This is a genomic window from Chryseobacterium sp. c4a (assembly GCF_009900745.1).
Taxonomy (GTDB): Bacteria; Bacteroidota; Bacteroidia; order Flavobacteriales; family Weeksellaceae; genus Chryseobacterium.
The window spans coordinates 1-17,502 of sequence record NZ_WXVU01000023.1 but is presented as its reverse complement, the minus strand read 5'-3'; the positions used below and the strand labels follow the sequence as shown (position 1 = coordinate 17,502).

Here is a 17,502-nt window from a genome sequence, read left to right as displayed (position 1 = left end):
TTAAATAACTGACTTATATGTATTTTCACTATATTTGAAAATAGATAATATAAAAATCTACCCTATACACCTTACACAAATGAATGAAGAATTTTTAATACATGATGTATTATCAGGTGAAAGCCTTTCTACTATTGCAGAAAAGATAGGAATGACCGATGTACAACTCAGAGACTTTCACAATGAAAATTGTAGAAAAGTCAACTTACCGTGGTTCTATACCTTCTTGGGTATTCAAAAAATTGTAATTCCTAAAAATTATAAAAGTCCGGAACAACTTTGGAATGAAATTTCAGAAAAACTCCCACCACAGTCTTTACAACCGGGAATGTATGAAGAAAAATATGTAATCCAAGAGACTTTCGAGCAAATAGGGGAAGAAAAGATGGAACATGAATATTTTCTTGCGTTGAATCTTAAAGAAATAAAAGAATCCTTAATTGCAGAAATCAAACAATCCGGACACACTATAAACCAAAGAAAACCGGACAAAAAAACCAGTAATTTGGGCATGGCATGCATGGAAGCTATTTATCCCATTCAAATTCCTATTTCTAATAAAGGCGAAATGTCTGTAGTGCCAACAGAAGATTTAAAGAAAAAATTTGAAAGCAAACGAATCGAAATTGAGGAATTTTACACGGATGATATTTCAAAAAAATATCTGGATAATTTTCAAAAAGAACTCGGTAAAGACGGCCATTTTTATCAACAGTTTCGCTCTACATTACTTTATCAACTGATGTTTCCTGATTTTGAATTATTCTGGAAAAAGGAAAAATTTGTGAAAGAATTATTCGTGATATTGAATTCTTTTCCCATACAATGTGAGTTTTTACCACACCACCAGATCAATGAAGACCTCATTAACATAAATTTCTCAGGGAAAATAATTGAAAACTGTACACTTTCGGAATTATTGCAAAATGTTCGGGATGAAGATGATGAAGATAAAAACAGAATAATTGGGCAAGTAAATTTCAGGTATGTTTATAATTCCAAAAATAAAAAATTCACCGATGCCGAAGCTGAAATTTTAGTATGGAATGATGATGATTTATATCTACAACACAAATTAAAAATATCGAAAGATGAATGAAAATAATTATTCTGAACAAGAGGATAAAGCAGATTTCATGAACGTTTTTGATAGCAAAACCCATGAAAACAATACCTCTACAAAAGAAGGCTCTGAAGAAAAACAGGATTATGCAAGTAGCAATAGTTCTGGTGAACACGACGGAAAATATTTCGTTGTTCAAAAAGGGATGTGCCAATGCAATCAGGGTTTTAAGTTTCCTAAATTTAAAGTTACCAGTCACCAAAAACATTATTGGAACGATAAGGAAGGACAAGCGGATTATCTTGCCGTAACAGAAGATGATTTGACTTTTGATCCTTCTGCAATGCCTTTCGGAAACTGTAAACTCAAACCAACTTCCGGCGGTTATTTGCCCTGTACTTATGCTCCTGCGGGAAAATGGACAAAAACCTATGAAAAAGTAAAAGTAATGGGTAAAAGCTGTCTCACAGAAATCTCTGAGCTTATGTGTACAACAGGTGGAAAAATCACCATCCTAAAACACGGACAAAGGAATGAAATAGGAAAAAGTAATGTAAAAAACACTGACCCTAATGAACAACATGTTTATAATCCCATTGTAAACTTTGAAAAATTTCAAGAAGATATACTTGGAACTGATTCTTATGAAGTAATCTAAAAACAGAACATGATGAGAACAATACAAGGCGATACAAAACCAAAAGCAGAACAGAAAACCCTCTATGAGCTTAGTACCATCATTTTGAAATTTACCTCGTCCGTTTTCTCGCCCCACAAAGAAGAAAAATATGTCTGGACACTTTATAAATTGGTAAACAATCAATGGAAAAAAGTAGAAAACAATATAAAATACGGCGAAAAAAACACGTACCAGTTTGGACAGGGCGTTGTAGGAATACCTTTCAAAATTATGGTTCATTCGGAGGAAAAGGATATTCTTCAGGTAAACCGAAATAAACTGATTGCTGAACTGACGGTTGTTCCCAAAACAGCCAAAGAACCTGTTATAGGAAGGGTTATTCTTCTAAACAAGAGCAATAAAGATGTAAACAAAGCTAAATTTAATGAGCATCTCACCGCCCAGGCAAGAACTTCCAATTTATTGGGCAAAGAAATCACATTTTATTTATGGGAAGAAGGAGCCTCCGAATTTGAAAAATACAAGAAACCCAAAAAAGCAAGAGTAAATAAACATGGAATTGCGGAAGTTCAGTTTAATCTCTCAGAGTATGCTTCTCCTGCTACTTTTATGATTTTTTTTGGAGGTAATAATGCCACCAAGAAATTTTTTGTAACCGCAACGTATGAAGGAAAAGTAGAAACTAATAAAACACCTGTCATTGCAACAGATGGACAGCAACAAACTCCAAAAACCAACACAACACCAACACAACAGAAGCCGCAACAACCACCAGCACCACAGCCAACTCAAGCTCCCAATAACCAAGGCACAGGAATTATAGCAAAAAGCAGGGAGATTATAGCTGAAGGCATTGGAAACTTCTTTCACACTGTTGAAAGTGCGATAAGTCCTGCACAGGTGGGGTCTACACAGAGGAAGGAGGGAAAGAAAAATTGCATCTGCCAAGAGCAATACAAAGATTTAATTTGGGGAGGTAAAGTGAGTTGTGAATTTAGAAAAAAGGTTATGGAGATTTCCAAAAGACAGGGGATTGATCCTAATAATTTTATGGCAGCAATGGCTCATGAAACTGGCGGTACATTTGATCCAAAATGTGGAACTTTCAAAAAACATAAAAACGAAAAAAAAGAAGGCTATGTGGGTTTAATACAAATTGGGAAAGATGCTGCTAAAAGTATTGGAATTACAAGAACTGAACTATTTAAAATGAATCAGCTGGATCAATTAGATTACGTTGAAAAATATTTAGCAAAAAAGAAAGGTAAACTAAACACATTAACAGACTTCTATTTAGCTATATTATTTCCTGTTGATTGTGGAAAAGGTAACCAACCCAACCATATTGTTTTTGATAATAGTTTACCAATTTCTTATAAAAACGGTGAGCCTATAAAAGATTTAAATTATTGGAGAAATGTTGCTTATTCAGCTAACCCTTCTTTCCATAAGGAAGGAAAAGAAGAAAATGGAAAAACTTATATTTGGGAAATTGCAGAAAATATACAAATTTGGTATGAAAAAGGAAAAAATAATAAATCAATAAATTTTGCATGTAACAAAGAAGCACAAGCTACTAAGCCCACTAAAGATAAGGGTACATGGAATGTTATAATAACAGAAAAATATACAGGTAGTAAGTGTACACATATTGAAAAAACCCCTATTAGGACTAACTGTAGAAGGGGTAGAATAGATATTTATGATCATAATAACGAAGTTATCTTGACTATTTCTGATTGTTTATTAGAAGGTATTGCCGGCGAAGATAGAACCATAAAAGATTCAGATGCTCCATATGGTACATACCAAATATCTACGGAACCATTCATAATGGGTTCATCTTCTGGGGGTAACCGCACATCATATGGTCCTAATCCTCGTTTATCATTTGAGCCAATTAAGGGATCAGGTGATGAAGCAGATAAAAGTGGACGCTCTTTAATTAGAATACATGGTGGAAGACAAGAAACTAAAAAGTTTAACCCAAGAGTTAATCCAAATTTACTAAGAACCCACGGTTGTATTAGGATATGGGATGCAGATGCCAAAAAATTTTATGATTGGTGGGTAGAGTATCATAAAAATAATCCAAATATAAAACCAGGTAAACTAACTCTAAAAAAATAATATAATGTCAAATAAGTTATTAGTAATATTTTTTTTCGGATTTTTATTAACCATTTATAATTGTCAAAACAAGGAAAATAATAAGCAAAAAATGATAAATAATTCAAACAAAATAAATCAAAATAAGAAATTAATAGACGGTATTAATCTAGATGGAGCAATCTTTGAAAAAGAAGATATTAATTTAAGAAAATATAAATACCAAGGTGTTTATTTAGAAGATATTTATATTGCGGATTTACTAAACAAAGGCTATCGCGAAGATTTTTTCAAATACTTAAAAAATCGTGAAAGTGAGGATGATTTTAAAACTACATTATTTGCACAATTACTTATGATAAGGATTCAACAGCTAAAAGATAGTAATGCCTTTTTCTTGCTTACAGAATCTTCAAAAAGTGTTGAGTTATCATTTGATGGAATAGAATTATTACATGATTATTTAATAGAATTATTTCTCGAAAATCCAACCTTTTTCATTAAACAGAGTACAAAATATAATGATAAAGAAACTATAAATTACATATTGTTAGAAAGTAATGAATATCTAGTTCAAAAAAAATTCTTTGATGAAAACATGGGGTATATTGAAGGTAATGAAAAGAAATTGTTATTAAATAGAGAATTTGAAGAAGAAATTAGTGATAAAAAATTAAGTTGGAAACTAAAACAATTTCCAAAAGCAACTATTATTTTTTCACCTTCCCTATATTCTGACTGGGAAAACAAAACTATTAAGTTTACAAATATTTATGAAATGTTTTTTGGAGATGAGATCACAAAAAATCTGAATAGTGCTGAATTGATCTATTACAATTTAAATGTTTTGCCCACTATAAAAAGATATATTATAGATATAAATAATGAAGAACAAATTGGAATAATCCAAGATCCCGATGGCTACACCAATCTTAGAAAAGATAAAAATACAGCTTCCGAAGTTTTACAAAAAATAAAATCAGGAGAAAAAGTAAATGTGTTAGATCAAAATGGAGATTGGTGGCTTATTGAAACAAAAGATGGAAAGCAGGGATACGTTCACAAAAGCAGAATAAAATAAATATGTTTAAATCGCAAAATATAATCTTTTTTCTAATTGTCTTATTTCTATTTAGTTGTAAGGACAATGCACAAACAAATAATTCTCAAAAAACAACAAGTCAGAAAGAACTCAATTTTGATAAACTTTTAAAGTGTAGTGATTACTCTTATGATGAAGATTATTTCCTAACTGCTGATTACGGTTGCATTTATGATCCAAAAGGGAATAATAATTTTGGAAATGTTATTATTTATCTTGTGCAAAAGAAGAAACAACCTATTTCGGATGAACAAATAAGCTCCCAAACTACCAGAGTGAATAGTTTATCAATTGCTGAATACAAAAAAGAGTTCAAAATATATCTTTTTTTAATAGATAAGCAATACCTTAATTACGCCAAAGCAGATCCTTCCTATTATGAAAAATCGAAATATAAAGAAGAAGCGTATACATTTGACGATAAACAAAACAAGTGGGTTTTAATTGATTCAATAAATATACTTAATCAAAATCTGAATGAACAGACCTGGAGAAAAAATATTGTTTCAAAATCAGATACAAAGGACGAAAACAAAGAAGTATTATCACTCGAAAAATGGACAGGAATCTATATCAATTCTGATAATCAAAAGCTTTCTTCTTATCAGGAGATTAAAAACAGGATTGGCTGGTACGAGCTAAAAATCACTCCTAAAGAAATTACTTTCAGTAATGATACCAGAATGGAAAGTGAATTTCCAACAGAATCACCAGGAGGTTATGCGATAAATTATGATTGTGATTATAATATTTCTGGAAATACATTAAAGTTATATGAAAAAAATGAAAATGATACCTCACCTTCAAAAAATGTATCTGGAAATGGACAAAAATTAGTCCTTGAACTTACCAAAAAAGAAGGTAAATATTATGCAGTTTCTCCTGATATTCAAGAGTCAGAAAATTTAGATAATGCTATAAGGAAAAAGGGTAATTCTCCTTACCTGTTCTACAGATTTGACATTAACATAACCAAATGATATGGAAACAATATCACAATCTTTGAAATCAATCCTGATAAAAAATGGGTTTAGAAATATATCTGAGACTGAGTTTTCAGAAAAACTGAACATTTATTTTGAGATTGACAGTTTTGACAGCGATACAATTATTCTTTTTAATCAAAAAGGCTATACCATTGACATTAAAAATAGATTTATAAACACCTATCCGTTTGAACCCTATTATATTAAAGATTATGTCATAGATGAAGGTTTGAAAAATGAATATACTGCTCAGTTTATTAATTACAATAAAATTATTTTTAATGATAATTTATCTGCTGTTACAAGCATATTAAATGATAAAATGAGTATCGAGGAAATATTCTATTATTTTGATTATGAAAAGAATAGAATGCTCAATATGTTGGCATTACGTGAAATAGATTATAATAATCTGGAACCTGATTATATCCAGCATTTATTTTTGTATAATAACACAAAAGATACTCCTATCAAAAGCAATGTTATTTCTTATATCATTCAAAATTATAAAGAATCAGAACAATACTTCTTAGATATTATTGAAGTCCTCTTTAATTTCTGGGATCATATTTATTCCAAAGATCAATACAAATTTCAATTGACAGCTACCTTAACAGAAAAATTACTTGAAAAATATGAACAGAAAATGGATATTGAAAAATGTACACCATTAATTCAATACCTATATTGTCTGCATGATAATCTTCCTGAAAAATTCGATAACGAAAAATATTTTGATCAGCATTTATTAAAGAAATATTCTATTCAGTATTTTGCAACTCTTGATCATTCTGATATGAACAGAACAGAATAAAGTATCCTGATATGAAAAAAATTTGTTTATTTTTTATTGTATTGATTTCACTGATACACTGTACCGATAAGGCAAAGCAAAATAAAGCTCCCTATAATTTGATTGAAGAAGGTGACAATACTAAATTCGATTATGACAATCTATCACCAGATATTATTAATTATGGAGCCAAATCATTGGAAAATTTCAAATTTAAATTTCCAGATTCTGAATTGTTTTCAAAAAGAATATCAGAAGTTTATGGAATAAACATTGATCAATATACTAATAATATCCTTGCTTTAAGAATATCCGACTTTCCGGAAATAGCTATAAAAAACAAAAAATACATATTAATACAAGACAGCGATTCTGATACGAAATATGCTATAACACCAGATATTTTATATAATTATAACAAGTACCTCTTTTATAAGGATAATACAGCTTTGAAAATCTTGAAAATGAGAGATCCCTATCTTGTAAAAGATCTGGTGTTATATTATGGATATAATGAAGATAAAGATCTTGTTGGTTTCGCATTTAAAGGTTTTGATTTTTCGAATGCAACATCTTTTCACGAATTAATTTTCGGAAGAAGAAATAAAGATCAGCAATTTGTTCTTAGAGAAGGCATAATCAACGATATTGAACAAATCATCTATAAAGGCAAAACAAAAGAACTCCTTTCCGAAGCTAAGGAGGGGAACGGTTATGATTCATTAGGAGAAGTTCTGAATATGATGTATAAAAGTCCTTTTGATTATGCAGAATGGGAGAAAAGTATCGCTTTTCTTTGTGAAAAATCATTAAATGTAGGTGATATAGGTGATGTTCAAAGCTTTATCAATAAAAACAAGACTTTTATTAAAAAGCTGGAACACAACAATTTTTATGATAATGAACGATTAAAAGCTTTTTGTGAAAATTTGGAAATATTCAATGGATCTGATGAAGACAGATTCATTAGTGATCCTGACGGGTATACCAATCTAAGAAAAGATAAAAATACGGCTTCCGAAGTCTTACAAAAAATAAAATCAGGAGAAAAAGTAAATGTGTTAGATCAAAATGGAGATTGGTGGCTTATTGAAACAAAAGATGGAAAACAAGGCTATATCCATAAAAGCAGAATAAAATAAATATGTTTAAATCGCAAAATATAATCATTTTTCTAACTACCTTATTTTTATTGAGCTGTAAAGACAATACACAAGCAACAATAAATAAGAAAGAGTTCAATTTTGATAATCTTTTAAGAAACACTGACAAGTATTTTGCAAAATCTACCATAGACACATTATATGAACAACCAAAATCATTATATTTTGATGATGATAATATAAAAGATACGGCAAAAATTCAAGAAAAAAACAGCAATGAACTTTTAAATTTTATTCTCTATATCTATTTATCTTCTTTGAACAAGACTCTTGAAATACCTATCCTAAACAATAGTATCTTATATAATAATGTCGAAGCAGATTACTATTTAAGTGATCCCATAATTAAAGATAAAGTCATTGAAATTCGAATAGACTATGCCGATCGAACAACAAAACCCAACATTTCGGGTGAGAAAAAAAGCCTAACTGAAAATATTAAGTTTAGATTTAATTCTAAAAATAAAAAAATACAAATTATCGGATATGATTTAAGTTACATTAAAGACGGAAAGCGTAATTATAAAAAATCGTTTAATTTTATTACAGGAAAATATTATGCTTCCTGCTATTTAGATAGAGAAAAAAAAGATACATCAGGTTGGGCAGCAGAACTTCAAAATGTATATATAGATAATTGGAATTCAGATTTTATAAATAAACTTTTATTATATGGGAATGAAATTGAGTGAAAATAATAAAAGAAGAATGAAAAATATAATTATTGGTGTATTTCTCACCTTCTTTTCATGTAAGGAAAATACTCAAAAAATAAATACGACTGATAATCCAGTACAAAACAGTAAATCTGAAAATTTAAAGACTGTGAAAAATAAACTACCATATACCTCAGAAGATATAAAAAAATATTATAAAACTGATTTGGATTCTACTAATTATATTGTCACTATACCTGACCAAAAACGGATTAATTTTAATTCAGAAGAGATTAGATTTCCGATAAAAGAAAATGATTTCGAAATAAATCCCAAACCAACTGACAAATATTCTGTAATAGAAACGTTCAGTTTCCCAAATGATATATCATGTAAATTAATAATTTATAATACTTACGGAGAGAATGATTCTAAAATTTTGAACGTACAATTGAACAGCTATAAGCAGAACAAATTAACGGATCAATTGTTGCTCGATTGCAGATTTACATTTGAAAACCAATATTATAGAACTTTTTCAATAAACAAAGATGAAATGATAGAATTAGTAAAATATTCTATAAACAGGTTGGAGTTTAACGAAAACGGAGATATCATCGGAGAAAAAGAAACTCCCATTACAAATAAAGAAAAATTTCTGTACGCAATAGATAACGAAGGAAAGTTTGTAAAGAAATAAAGACAAAAAAAATTATGATTTTAATATAATGAAAAATACACTTTTTGCATTTTCTTCTCTTTTAATAATATTTGTTGGTATTTGTTGTAAACAAAGTAAAAATCCTTTGCCTGGCAGAAATCAGATTTCAGATCCTTTCTTTGGTGATCCTATTCTAGCAAAAAATAATTATTTTGAAACACTAGTTAAAGGTAATGATAAATTATTTTTGAAAAAACAAAATGCCAAATATTTAAAAGAATATTCAAAGTTTGGAGATAATGAATTATCCTATACTTCACAAAATACTATTTCATTTAAATTTGTAAAAGTAAAGTTGGTAGATAAGGAAAATGTAAAAGTAAATCTTATTACCTATTTAGGAAGTAAAAAGGTAGATTCAATTCAGTTTTACAGAAATATTTCAGGAAATGAATTTGGAACCTACAATTGTTTATCATACTTTGATAAAAAAACAAACAAAATTTGGCAGATAAAATACTTTCCTTCAAATCCTATAAGAGGAAATTCGGTAGGAATTGTTTCCTATAAAAAAAGTAGTATTACTTCTGATGGTACTATTAAATCTGATTCTCTATATTACTTAGATGAATCTTTAGATGTTGAGATGGATAAGTATAATCTTTATTATTGAATTTCATTAAACTCAATAAATGGTAAAAAAGATATTTTCACATATCATATATTTTGCTTTAACATTTCTATTTGTTTCTCTCAAAGCACAAAATAATAGAAATGATAAAGAACCACATCTATTCACAGAATATTTCGGAACAAAAAAATATTCCTACCCTTCAGCCATTGATTTTAATACCAGAAATAGAGCCTATTTAGGCATTAATTCAAAAGACACTGATTCTAAAGGATATAGCGAAATTGTTATTAATAATGAATATATTGACTATCAAATCAATCAGAATTATAAATTCATTAAGATTGGTCAGGATGACCTTCCTGATTTAGACCATGTAAAAACTGAAATAAAACAAAATAAAAAACTACCCTATTTTGAAGACGTTTTAGATCTAAACAAGGTACTATACCAGGATGATAAAAATGCAATAGCAAATATTATAAACTGGAAAAAAGATCTTGCTGCAGATATTGTAATCCTATTTGACTATGAGAAAGATGATAATCTTAATAAGGCAGCAGTAAAAAAAATCACTTCAATAAAGGATCAGCCCCATTATTTTAATTGGAGCATCTTATTTTATAATGATAAAAGCAAAGACCAAACAATACGAAAGGAATTGCTTCTTACAATATTTAATAATAATGCAAATTTAATTTCTGATCTTGTCAGGTTTATAGTCAATAATAAAACTCCCTTTAATCAGGCAAAAACAGATGAAGCTTTAGTTTATCTACTTCATTTGCAGCTCAAAAAGAATGAAAATAATGACTGGAAACAAAATGAGGGATTTGGAATGCTATCTTATTGCTATGATAAAGACAGAGATCTTATGAAACGTTTAAAAAGCACCAACTTTTATAATGATCCCCTAATCAAAAACGCCACTGAAGCCTACAACACATTTAATCAGCAAGAAACTTCAGAATCATATACTATTCAGGATCCCGACGGGTATACCAATCTAAGAAAAGATAAAAATACAGCTTCCGAAGTTTTACAAAAAATAAAATCAGGTGAACAAGTAAATGTCTTGGATCAAAATGGTGATTGGTGGCTTATTGAAACAAAAGATGGAAAGCAGGGATACGTTCACAAAAGCAGAATAAAATCTGAATAATAGAAATTATTAAAATGTATCGAAAACAAGCTCAGTTTACTCACTTCTCTGTTCTTAAAAAATAAACTATTATAACTGTTTATTAACAGCTTATGAATGGATTTACTATGTATTATTTTCACTTTTCGTCTTCAAAATTATCATTTTAACATTTATTTTCATTTTTTTAATTTCATTTTTTCACATTCGTCATTTTCCATCTGTTTTTCAATGTATTACACCGTTTCAACTCATTGAATATATGATCAACATAAGTGGAGATATCCTCCACAAAAACATTTTAAATATTTGATTTTTAAATAATTAAAATCAACATCAAGAACCTTTCCCTATCTAGCCATTTCTGATAGATGTTAAAAAAAAGTATTACTTTTGCCATAAGGAATAAAATTGCTTTTTAGCCGTTTTATTTGTAAGTTTATGTGCACCAATTTATAAAACATTAAAATTCATTCTATGAGAAAAATAATTCTACTTATTACATGTATGTTCGGTATTTCGGTTTTCTCTCAGATTAAAGTGTTGAAAAATGAAAGTTTGGTGGAAATCGGTAAAGACAACTCTGTTGGTTTATATAAAAAAGAAGACAAGTATACAGTCAATTATCAGGATCTGAACACCAGCAACCTGAATACAATCCGAGCTTTTTCATTTCAAAATCTGAACGGAGACGTTTCAGGACTTTATAAACTCATTATGGATGGTTTTATTTCTGCTCCTGAAGAAAACATCGTATTGGAACTTCCCAACGATATCATCGAACTTCATTATGAGAAAAACTATGGCCAGCCTACTGTACAATTTATCCAGTACATCAATAAAAATAGAAAGTATGTGGGTAAGTCACAGTTTTTAACTCAAAAACAGGTTGATAAGGTATTTGGAAGAACAAACGGCAAATATACCATGTATGACAAAGCCTCTGGTATCAATCAAGAAGGGAATAAAAAAGGAGGAGCAAGTACAGCTTCTGGCAATAATTCCGCTTCCGGATCAAAGAAAAAAACAAAAAAATAATTATTATTTATAAATATTGCGAAACTCATTCCATCGAATGAGTTTTTTTATTTTATTTTTGCAGAAAGACATTAAAAATTATGCCGCTTCAGATAAACAATTTGACCAAAAAATTTGGTGAGCAGACTGCCTTAAACAATATCAATATCTCTATTGATAAAAATGAAATCATCGGTCTTTTAGGCCCCAACGGTGCCGGAAAGTCTACCTTGATGAAATCTATTGTAGGTGCCTTGAAAATTGATGAAGGTGAAATTTTTTTTAATGGACTCAACATTTCCAACCATGAGATCGAAAGCAAGAAAAAAATAGGCTTTCTGCCGGAAAACAATCCACTTTATCTGGAAATGTATGTGAAAGAATATCTTCAATTCGTGGCCAATATCCATAAAATCTCTGAAGCTAAAATAGATGAAGTGATTGAACTCGTAGGCATTACTCCTGAGAAATCAAAAAAGATCGGACAGCTTTCCAAAGGGTATAAACAACGTGTGGGATTAGCTCAGGCCATTATCCACCAACCGGATTTATTAATTCTTGATGAACCAACCAATGGATTAGACCCTAACCAGATTCTTGAAATCAGAAATGTGATCAAAGAAATCGGACAACAGAAAACAGTTCTACTTTCCACACATATCATGCAAGAGGTAGAAGCGCTTTGTACAAGGGTTATTCTTATTCATAAAGGAAATATTCTTCAGGATTGTCCTATTGATGAATTTAAAGGGAAATTCGACAGTCTGGAGGAGGCTTTCGCCAGCTATACGTCAGTTTCATAACTATAATGGAAATTTCTGTTACCCACGGAAAAGGAATCATTAAACTCCTATTTGATGGTTTTGCCAGCTGCCTGATTATACGCCGCCCGATTGCCGTTAACTGTGGCCGGATTGCATAGGCAGTGTTGGCGAATACTATGCCGTCTCTGAGCTTTCAAAAGAGGAACAGATTAGCATGGCTGATCAGCTTAATCATGCACTTATTGAGGGAACAGAAGAGGAAATAATATAAACAATGGCTTCATATTTGATGGAGATTGAGAGTTAACCAATAACCATTATAATATGATTAAGTACTTCTTATTGGGAGTTTTTTCCCTAGCTCAAATCTCTTTTGTTTACGCCAAAGAAACTCCGGATTTACCTCAAAAAAAGATAGTTTCTTCTACTTTCCAAAAGGTACCTAAAACGGTGATCATTAAAACTAAAAAATTTAAGATCAGAATTGATAAACAACCTAATGGTAACTATCTATACCAATCCTGGAACGCTAACGCAAAGATTACAGCTAAACCAAGCATGATCATCAGCGACGGAGAAGTGGTTCCTGATGGCAGTGGCGGTAATTATTATTTTAATTTCAATAACCAAGGGCATAATTATCAGGTCTGGAGAAATTATCTCACCGATTCTGCCAAGAAAGCCCCTTATACCTTGGTGGTTTACGATACAAATGGTAACGAAATCGTACGCCAGGATGCGCAGGTAGTTAAAAATTAATATCAGTTTAATTTGATCTGAAAGCTGGGAGAAGGAGGCTGAAAACTCATTTATTCTAAAATGTAAGGCCTTTTTCTTTCAGCTTTCTGATTGTATAGAATGCTAAGTTCCCGATTGTTTCAGCTCTGTAAGAAAACGGCTACCGTCATAGCTTTCTTTAGCTGCGGTATAACCGATATCAAAAATTTGCTCCAAACGGTCTCTTCCACGTTCAAAAGTTCCGTAACCAGCCAGTTTCTGAGAAGAAATAAACCAGTCACAGTAATCGAATTTTACTTTTTCTATTCTATAGGAAAGAAGGTCATAAGAACGGGAAACAATAGCTTTAATAGAGTTCAGATCTTTGATTTTAGCATCATTGGGTGGTGAAACAAACACCCCAATCAGTTTATCACAATCGTCTCTGATGATATCTGCCGGAAAATTGTTCAGTACTCCTCCATCGCAATACATTTCATCCCCGATAATATAGGGTGTAGTAATTCCGGGAATAGAACAGGAAGCAATAATAGCATCTACTACTTCAAAATCTTTATCAAAAATCTTCTGGGTTCCGGTAACCAATTCTGTAGCTACAATTTTCACATCAATATCCAGATTCCCCAGTTTCATATCATGAAAAATAGGTTTAAGATAATTCCTGAAAATAATAGAGGAAACCAATCCCGGCTGATTAAAGGTAAAGTGTTTCCAGTTGAAAAAATATACAGAATCAAAAAATTCCAGAATTTCCTCAGGAGTCTTTCCTATAGCGTAAAGACATCCCACGATAGACCCTGCACTACAACAGGAAAGTATATCTATTTCTACATTTTTTTCCTTTAAGAATTTCAATACCCCCGCATGGGCGATGCCTTTGGTACCGCCGCCTGACAAAACAAGTCCTACTTTCTCAAAATTCATAGAATAAATGTAAGGAATCATGATGAGATAACAGGATTAATTTTTATAAATATGCTGATTTTAAAATTATTTTAACAAAAAGCCACTGCATGCCAGCTAAAATTTCATCAGAATACTTTTATTAATAAAAATATGGGCAGACAATAAATCAAACAGGTCTTTGAAAGTTACTACTAGGCTTATTTAATCATTTTACTAATTTAAAAAGGAAAACCACAGAAAAAATCTGTGGTTTTTATGCTAGTCTTATTCTAGTTTAGTATCATATAATTGCAAAAGCTTGATGAAGTCTTTTTCTGTCTTGGCTTGCTTGAGTTCTTCCGTCAAATCTGAATTATCTTTAAATAGCTTTTTTAAATTCTGTTTAAAATCCTCTAACGTTCCTTCTTTATAAAGAATTTTCCTGTCTTTATCTACCAGATAATTGAGAAATTGAACATTGGGAGTTAAAATAGAGTTATTAAAACCTTTATACCAATTTATATTCTTTCCTTCATATAATACTTCAACTAATCCTTTCTCTTTAATAAACTTATCTGTTGAAGCAAAATATTCATGTTTCTGCTTATTTTCATCTAAAATTTTAATATACTTTACTTCATTAATTGGAACCCAGGTTGTATTCCCTCTTTCATTCATCATTTTCATTTTAAACAAAATGGTACCAAATGAATATTTGTCATTAGTATATACACCCATATTCCTTACTTTAGACTTTACAGTATCTTTTGAGTTCTTCAAAACATATTCTGCAGGAAAATATCCTTTACTTCCTTTTTCTTGAGAAAAAGAAAAAACAAAGCTAAAGATTGCTAATAAAAAAATTATTTTCTTCATGGTTATTAAAAAAGCTCAGAAAAATCTGAGCTTTATATATTAAAATAATTAATTAAATGTGAATCACCTCACCGTAAGCAGCTGCAGCAGCTTCCATGATGGCTTCAGAAACCGTTGGATGCGGGTGGATCGATTTGATGATCTCGTGACCTGTAGTTTCTAATTTTCTAGCCACTACTGCTTCAGCAACCATATCAGTTACTCCTTCACCAATCATGTGGCATCCTAACCACTCTCCGTATTTAGCATCAAAGATTACTTTGATAAATCCGTCTGTATTTCCGTTTGCAGTAGCTTTACCACTTGCAGAAAGAGGGAATTTACCCACTTTGATTTCGTATCCTTTTTCTTTAGCCTGTTTTTCAGTAAGACCTACAGAAGCTACTTCAGGGTGACAGTACGTACATCCAGGGATATTGCCATAGTCGATTTTCTCAACGTGCATTCCTTTGATTTTCTCAACACAAGTGATTCCTTCTGCAGAAGCAACGTGAGCTAATGCCTGAGTTGGGATGATATCACCAATTGCATAGTAACCTGGTACTGAAGTTTCATACCATTCGTTTACTAATACTCTACCTTTATCTGTCTGGATTCCTACTTCTTCTAAACCGATGTTTTCGATGTTAGCAGCAATACCTACAGCAGATAATAATACATCAGCTTCAAGAGTAATGTTTCCGTTAGCTGTTTTAACGTTAGCTTTTACACCTTCTCCTGTTGTATCTACGCTTTCTACAGAAGCGTTGGTCATGATTTCGATTCCTGATTTTTTCAGAGATTTCTCTAAGTGTTTAGAGATTTCTTCGTCTTCTACAGGAACGATGTTTGGCATAAATTCAACAACAGTTACTTTCGTTCCCATTGTGTTATAGAAGTCAGCAAATTCTACTCCAATCGCTCCAGAACCTACAACGATCATAGATTTTGGCTGCTCAGGAAGAGATAATGCTTGTCTGTATCCGATTACTTTTTTACCATCTTGCGGTAGGTTTGGTAATTCTCTTGAACGAGCTCCTGTAGCAATGATAATGTGGTTTGCAGTGTACTCTACTACTTTACCGTCTTTATCTGTTACAGACACTTTTTTACCTTTCTGTACTTTTGCAGTACCCAGAATTACGTCAATCTTGTTCTTTTTCATCAAGAACTCGATTCCTTTGCTCATTTTGCTGGCAACACCACGGCTTCTCTGAATCACATTCGGGAATTCGAAGCTTGCTTCTACTTTATTTAATCCATAATCTTCAGCATGGTTGATATAATGAAAAACCTGAGCAGATTTCAATAAAGCTTTGGTTGGAATACATCCCCAGTTAAGGCAAATTCCTCCTAAGTTTTCTTTCTCGATAATTGCGGTTTTGAAACCCAATTGTGCTGCTCTGATCGCAGTAACATATCCACCAGGACCACTTCCAATGACAATAATATCGTAATTCATTACTTTAAAAATTTTTATGCGAATTTAAGGAAAAATATTGGATGTTTCACGTTTCCGACTATTGATCTTAAAATCCATCAATAAGCCATTTTCATTTAATTTTACATAAGAAAAGAGAACGCAAAAAGCATTCTCTTTCAACAAAAATTATTTTAAACTACAAACTTCGCAAAATTCCTTTGATTGAATTTTGCTCATCAAATTTTAATAAGTGCAAGAAATCTCTATTATTTCACTTCTTTAAGCAATCGTTTTTCAGTCTGATATCTTTTATTTAAAGCTTTCATCTGATCTCTTTTCATTTGTTTGGTAGCAAGGGGATGATTCAGGATCAGTTTCTTTTCCATATTGTATTTTCTATCCAATTCCTGCTTCTTAATATTGATTAATTCATTTTTTGACGGATGTGGAGGAACCGGCGGATGTTTTTGTCCAAAAACATTCATCGATAAACCAAATAATAACAGAGTTGAAATTAACAATTTTTTCATGATGTTTATATTTTGGAATGAATTCAATCATCAATTATATTCATTCAGGTTTATACTTTTCTATCTGCATATATCATACCAATATATTTTATAAACCCGGTAAACTTCCCTGTTTTTCAGACAAATTAAAATTATTAAATTTAGTTTGTTAAACATTATGAAAAAGAGCAAATTTTCAGAACATCAGATTATCAATATTCTGAAAGAATATGAATCTGGGAAAGCGACAAAAGATATTTGTCGTGAGCATGGAATTTCAGCAGCTACTTTCTACCAGTGGAAGCAGAAATACGGAGGAATGGATGCACAACATCTTAAGGAACTTAAAGCGTTACAGGAAGAGAA

At 31.0% G+C, this 17,502-nt stretch carries 19 protein-coding genes; 15 read left to right on the top strand and 4 right to left on the bottom strand.

Features of this window, described 5'->3' with window-relative positions; genetic code table 11:
- The first annotated feature begins 79 nt into the window (after positions 1-79).
- The 14 genes from GTR01_RS22425 to GTR01_RS22360 all read left to right on the top strand — a co-directional run bounded on the left by GTR01_RS22425 (position 80) and on the right by GTR01_RS22360 (position 13,485).
- Positions 80-1,099, top strand: coding sequence for a hypothetical protein (locus GTR01_RS22425; RefSeq protein ID WP_160139950.1), 1,020 nt, complete (start codon positions 80-82; stop codon positions 1,097-1,099).
- Positions 1,092-1,721, top strand: a complete 630-nt coding sequence (locus GTR01_RS22420; RefSeq protein WP_160139949.1) for a DUF4280 domain-containing protein — start codon at positions 1,092-1,094, stop codon at positions 1,719-1,721. Before GTR01_RS22425 ends, GTR01_RS22420 begins: the two co-directional genes overlap by 8 nt.
- 9 nt (positions 1,722-1,730) lie before the next feature.
- Positions 1,731-3,833: a L,D-transpeptidase gene (locus GTR01_RS22415; RefSeq protein WP_160139948.1), complete on the top strand. Its 2,103-nt coding sequence runs from the start codon at positions 1,731-1,733 to the stop codon at positions 3,831-3,833.
- A gap of 4 nt (positions 3,834-3,837) precedes the next feature.
- On the top strand, positions 3,838-4,893 hold the full coding sequence (locus tag GTR01_RS22410; protein WP_160139947.1) for an SH3 domain-containing protein: 1,056 nt from the start codon (positions 3,838-3,840) through the stop codon (positions 4,891-4,893).
- 2 nt (positions 4,894-4,895) lie between these two features.
- Complete coding sequence (locus tag GTR01_RS22405) at positions 4,896-5,894, top strand: hypothetical protein (protein ID WP_160139946.1); 999 nt, start codon at positions 4,896-4,898, stop codon at positions 5,892-5,894.
- A 1-nt stretch (position 5,895) separates the two neighbouring features.
- Positions 5,896-6,714 carry a hypothetical protein gene (locus GTR01_RS22400; protein WP_160139945.1) on the top strand — a complete coding sequence of 273 codons (819 nt, stop codon included), beginning with the start codon at positions 5,896-5,898 and terminating at the stop codon, positions 6,712-6,714.
- 11 nt (positions 6,715-6,725) lie between these two features.
- Positions 6,726-7,835: an SH3 domain-containing protein gene (locus GTR01_RS22395; protein WP_160139944.1), complete on the top strand. Its 1,110-nt coding sequence runs from the start codon at positions 6,726-6,728 to the stop codon at positions 7,833-7,835.
- Between the two features lie 2 nt (positions 7,836-7,837).
- On the top strand, positions 7,838-8,548 hold the full coding sequence (locus tag GTR01_RS22390) for a hypothetical protein (protein WP_160139943.1): 711 nt from the start codon (positions 7,838-7,840) through the stop codon (positions 8,546-8,548).
- On the top strand, positions 8,529-9,212 hold the full coding sequence (locus GTR01_RS22385) for a hypothetical protein (protein WP_228452322.1): 684 nt from the start codon (positions 8,529-8,531) through the stop codon (positions 9,210-9,212). The genes GTR01_RS22390 and GTR01_RS22385 overlap by 20 nt, the downstream gene beginning before the upstream one ends.
- 28 nt (positions 9,213-9,240) lie before the next feature.
- Positions 9,241-9,846 (top strand): hypothetical protein, encoded by a 606-nt coding sequence (locus GTR01_RS22380; RefSeq protein WP_160139942.1) that lies wholly within the window; start codon positions 9,241-9,243, stop codon positions 9,844-9,846.
- Positions 9,847-9,865: 19 nt separating this feature from the next.
- Positions 9,866-10,966: an SH3 domain-containing protein gene (locus GTR01_RS22375; RefSeq protein ID WP_160139941.1), complete on the top strand. Its 1,101-nt coding sequence runs from the start codon at positions 9,866-9,868 to the stop codon at positions 10,964-10,966.
- A gap of 456 nt (positions 10,967-11,422) precedes the next feature.
- Positions 11,423-11,983, top strand: coding sequence for a hypothetical protein (locus GTR01_RS22370; protein WP_160139940.1), 561 nt, complete (start codon positions 11,423-11,425; stop codon positions 11,981-11,983).
- Between the two features lie 80 nt (positions 11,984-12,063).
- Positions 12,064-12,765: an ABC transporter ATP-binding protein gene (locus tag GTR01_RS22365; protein ID WP_160139939.1), complete on the top strand. Its 702-nt coding sequence runs from the start codon at positions 12,064-12,066 to the stop codon at positions 12,763-12,765.
- Between the two features lie 285 nt (positions 12,766-13,050).
- A complete protein-coding gene (locus GTR01_RS22360; RefSeq protein ID WP_160139938.1) occupies positions 13,051-13,485 on the top strand; it encodes a hypothetical protein in 435 nt (144 codons plus the stop codon).
- Positions 13,486-13,587: 102 nt separating this feature from the next.
- Here GTR01_RS22360 and GTR01_RS22355 read toward each other — a convergent pair whose 3' ends face one another.
- The 4 genes from GTR01_RS22355 to GTR01_RS22340 all read right to left on the bottom strand — a co-directional run bounded on the left by GTR01_RS22355 (position 13,588) and on the right by GTR01_RS22340 (position 17,157).
- Positions 13,588-14,388, bottom strand: coding sequence for a patatin-like phospholipase family protein (locus GTR01_RS22355; RefSeq protein ID WP_160139937.1), 801 nt, complete (start codon positions 14,386-14,388; stop codon positions 13,588-13,590).
- Between the two features lie 246 nt (positions 14,389-14,634).
- On the bottom strand, positions 14,635-15,225 hold the full coding sequence (locus GTR01_RS22350) for a hypothetical protein (RefSeq protein WP_160139936.1): 591 nt from the start codon (positions 15,223-15,225) through the stop codon (positions 14,635-14,637).
- A 52-nt stretch (positions 15,226-15,277) separates the two neighbouring features.
- Positions 15,278-16,666, bottom strand: a complete 1,389-nt coding sequence (gene lpdA / locus GTR01_RS22345) for a dihydrolipoyl dehydrogenase (RefSeq protein ID WP_047097043.1) — start codon at positions 16,664-16,666, stop codon at positions 15,278-15,280.
- A gap of 227 nt (positions 16,667-16,893) precedes the next feature.
- The gene (locus GTR01_RS22340) at positions 16,894-17,157 is read right to left on the bottom strand and encodes a hypothetical protein (protein ID WP_228452321.1); all 264 of its coding nucleotides are present in this window, start codon (positions 17,155-17,157) and stop codon (positions 16,894-16,896) included.
- 157 nt (positions 17,158-17,314) lie between these two features.
- Here GTR01_RS22340 and GTR01_RS22335 point away from each other — a divergent pair.
- The coding region (locus GTR01_RS22335) for a transposase (protein WP_160138522.1) at positions 17,315-17,502 on the top strand (188 nt) is incomplete at its 3' end.